The following is a 3,418-nucleotide window of genomic DNA, read 5'->3' on the forward strand; positions in this document are numbered from 1 at the left end:
CCGCCATGCCGGCAAAGGTCAAAACCGCCCGGGCCGGTTCACAGGGCAATCGGGCGAGGCCGCAAGGACGAGCGGGACGGGCGCCCGGGCAGCGGGAATCAGGATTTCGCGCGCGAAACTATAGGTATCTCATTGATATTGAAGGGATTCGTCGGGTTAAAACTTCGTTACTCGCCCCGCGAACGCCTGCCGTCACCCTTCGGGGCGAGGCTGTCGCGGGCGCCCCTCGGGGCGGATGGCCGCGGGCCTTCGGGCGCCGAGGTGATCGATCAAGGCCTTTTGAGCGGTCGCCTCAGGCCGGTTCCCGCCGGACGACGCGCCGTGCGGCGGCGGAAAAATCATTTGTGTTTTTGCCGGCTGCTGAATAATGTTGCGCTTCGGATCGGTTGCATGGCGATCGCATCCTACTCGTATTCGTCGCAAGCTCGCGGCATCGCAAGGCGGCCGCAGTCGTCTTTCGCGATCCCGGCATTCCTGCGGCACCGGCGTTCGCGCCATTTCTGATCGACCCGGGCCGGCGGCCCGGACACAAGTGGGCCCGGGAGCAGATCTCTTGCTGGCCGGGCCGGAGAAGAACCGCGGTGAAGCGCGCAGGATCTCTACCGATCACGAGAGGCGGCCCCGAAGGCGGGCCTTCCCTTCCGGCGGATCTCCGCGCTTCGGCACCCCCCAAGGCAACGCAGGGAGCGGACGGCTCGCAGGCCGGGCGCTTCGCGCGCGTTCACGAAAGACACCATGACAAAGAAAATGCTGATCGACGCCACCCATGCGGAAGAGACCCGCGTGGTGGTGGTGGACGGAACCCGTGTCGAGGAATTCGACTTTGAGTCGCTGAACAAGCGGCAGCTCGCCGGCAACATCTATCTCGCCAAGGTCACGCGGGTCGAGCCGTCGCTGCAGGCGGCATTCGTCGACTACGGCGGGAACCGGCACGGGTTCCTCGCCTTCTCGGAAATCCATCCCGACTACTACCAGATCCCCAAGGCCGACCGCGAGGCGCTGATCGCCGAGGAGGCCGAGCTCGCGCGCGAGGCCGAGGAGGAGGCGTCGCGGGAGAAGCCGAAGGCGCGCGGCCGCAGCCGGAGCCGGCGGCGCGCGCAGCCGGCGGCGGAGGGCGCGGCGAACGGCGCCGACGCGGTCGTCGCCGCGCTTACGCGCCACCTGGAAAATGCCCGCGACGCACCCAAGGAGGAGCTGACGGCCGGCTCGGAGGGGCTGGAGGACGTGCCGCCCCCCTCGGCGGCCGCCGGCGACATCGACATCTTCGTGCCGGAGGAGCCGGCGGAGAGGGCCGGGGCGGAAGCCGCCGAGGAGGCCGCGGAGGCGCAGGAGGACTCCCACGACGAGGAGACCCCCGAGGGCTACGAGGCCGTGGGCGGCGACGACGCGGCCGAGGAGCGCGCCGCCCCGCGCGTCCGGCCGAAGGCGCGGCGGTACAAGATCCAGGAGGTGGTGAAGGTCCGCCAGATCATGCTGGTGCAGGTCGTGAAGGAGGAGCGCGGCAACAAGGGCGCGGCGCTGACGACCTATCTCAGCCTGGCCGGGCGCTATTGCGTGCTGATGCCGAACACGGCGCGGGGCGGCGGGATCAGCCGGAAGATCACCAACGCGACGGACCGCAAGAAGCTGAAGGAGATCTCCTCCTCGATCACCGTGCCGGAGGGGGCGGGGCTCATCATCCGCACGGCGGGGGCGAGCCGGACCAAGACGGAGATCAAGCGGGACTACGAGTATCTGCTGCGCCAGTGGGAGCAGATCCGCGACCTGACGCTGAAGTCGATCGCGCCGGCGCCGATCTACGAGGAGGGAAGCCTGATCAAGCGGGTGATCCGCGACCTCTACAGCCGCGAGATGGACGAGATCCTCGTCGACGGCGAGCGCGGGTATCGCGAGGCCAAGGACTACATGAAGATGCTCATGCCTTCGCACGCGAAGAACGTGAAGCATTACGCCGACGTGCTGCCGCTTTTCTCGCGCTTCCAGGTCGAGAGCTACCTGAGCGCGATGTTCAACCCGGTGGTGCAGCTGAAGTCGGGCGGCTACATCGTCATCGACGTCACCGAGGCGCTGGTCGCCATCGACGTGAACTCGGGGCGGGCGACGCGCGAGGCCTCGATCGAGGAGACCGCGCTCAAGACCAACATGGAGGCAGCCGAGGAGGCGGCGCGGCAGATGCGGCTGCGCGACCTCGCCGGGCTCATCGTCATTGACTTCATCGACATGGAGGATCGGCGCAACAACGCCGCGGTCGAGAAGCGGCTGAAGGAGAAGCTGAAGACCGACCGGGCGCGGATCCAGGTCGGGCGGATCAGTCCGTTCGGCCTCCTCGAGATGAGCCGGCAGCGGCTCAGGCCGGGGATGATCGAGGCGACCACGAAAGCCTGCCCGCATTGCCACGGCACCGGGCGGGTGCGGTCGGACGACTCGATGGCGCTGGCGCTGCTCAGGGAGATCGAGGAGGAGGGGGTCAAGCAGCGGTCGAAGGAGGTGCTGATCGTGGCGCCGGTCGAGATCGCCAACTACCTGCTCAACCAGAAGCGCGAGCATGTCGCGATGATCGAGACCCGCTTCGGGCTCTCGGTCCGGGTGGAGGGCGATCCGTCGCTGATCAGCCCCGACTACCGGGTCGAGCGGTTCAAGACCGCCTCGCGGATCATCCCGGCGCCGGGGAACCTGAATCTGCCGACGGTCGCCTATCCGGAGGAGACCGAGGTGGAGGCGGCCGAGGAGGAAGAGGAGGTCGCGACCGAGGCCGGGCAGGGCGAGAAGCAGTCGGGCAAGCGCAAGCGGCGGCGGCGGCGGCGCGGCGGCAAGGGCAGCCAGGAGAACGGCCATCACGTCGAGGAGGGCGCCGAGGAGGTAGCGGAAGCCGAGACGGAGGCCGCCGCGGAGCCGGAGGCCCTGGTGGCGGAAGCCGTGGCGGCCTCCGAAGCGGATGGAGCAGAGGCCGAGGCGGAAGAAGCCGTCGCGGCGGTCGCCGAGGCGGCGGCGCCGGAAGCTGAGGCGGCGCCGAAGAAGTCGCGCGCCCGCTCGCGCGGGGGGCGGAGCAAGGCGAAGCCGGAGGAGGTGGCGGCGGAGCCGGCGCCGGTGCCCGCGGCGGTGGAGATCATCGATCTCGGCGAGGCGACGGAGCCGGAAATCGTCGAGGTCCCGGAAGCCGAGGCGCCGCAGCGGCCGCGCCGGGAGCGGGTGCGCAAGCCGGTGACGGCAGTGTTGGCCGAGGTCATCTCGGACGCGGTGGCCGCGATCAAGCCGGAGTCGCGCGAGGCCGAGGAGGAGCCGGCGGAGCCGGCTGCGGAACCGGAGGACACGCCCGAAGCGGCGGAGGCTGGGCCGGCGGAGGCTGGGCCGGCTGAACCCGAGGCCGTTGCGGCGCCGGAGCCCGAGCCCGAGGGGCGAGAGAGCGCTCCGAAGCGGC

General features: G+C 69.8%; 1 protein-coding gene. It reads left to right on the top strand.

All coding sequences use genetic code 11. The annotated features are described in order from the left end of the window. Positions 1-735: 735 nt before the first annotated feature. Positions 736-3,418: ribonuclease E/G (locus Q0112_RS12575; protein WP_297975828.1), on the top strand; the 2,683-nt coding region annotated here is incomplete at its 3' end.

This window comes from uncultured Amaricoccus sp. (assembly GCF_937858865.1).
Classification (GTDB): Bacteria; Pseudomonadota; Alphaproteobacteria; order Rhodobacterales; family Rhodobacteraceae; genus Amaricoccus.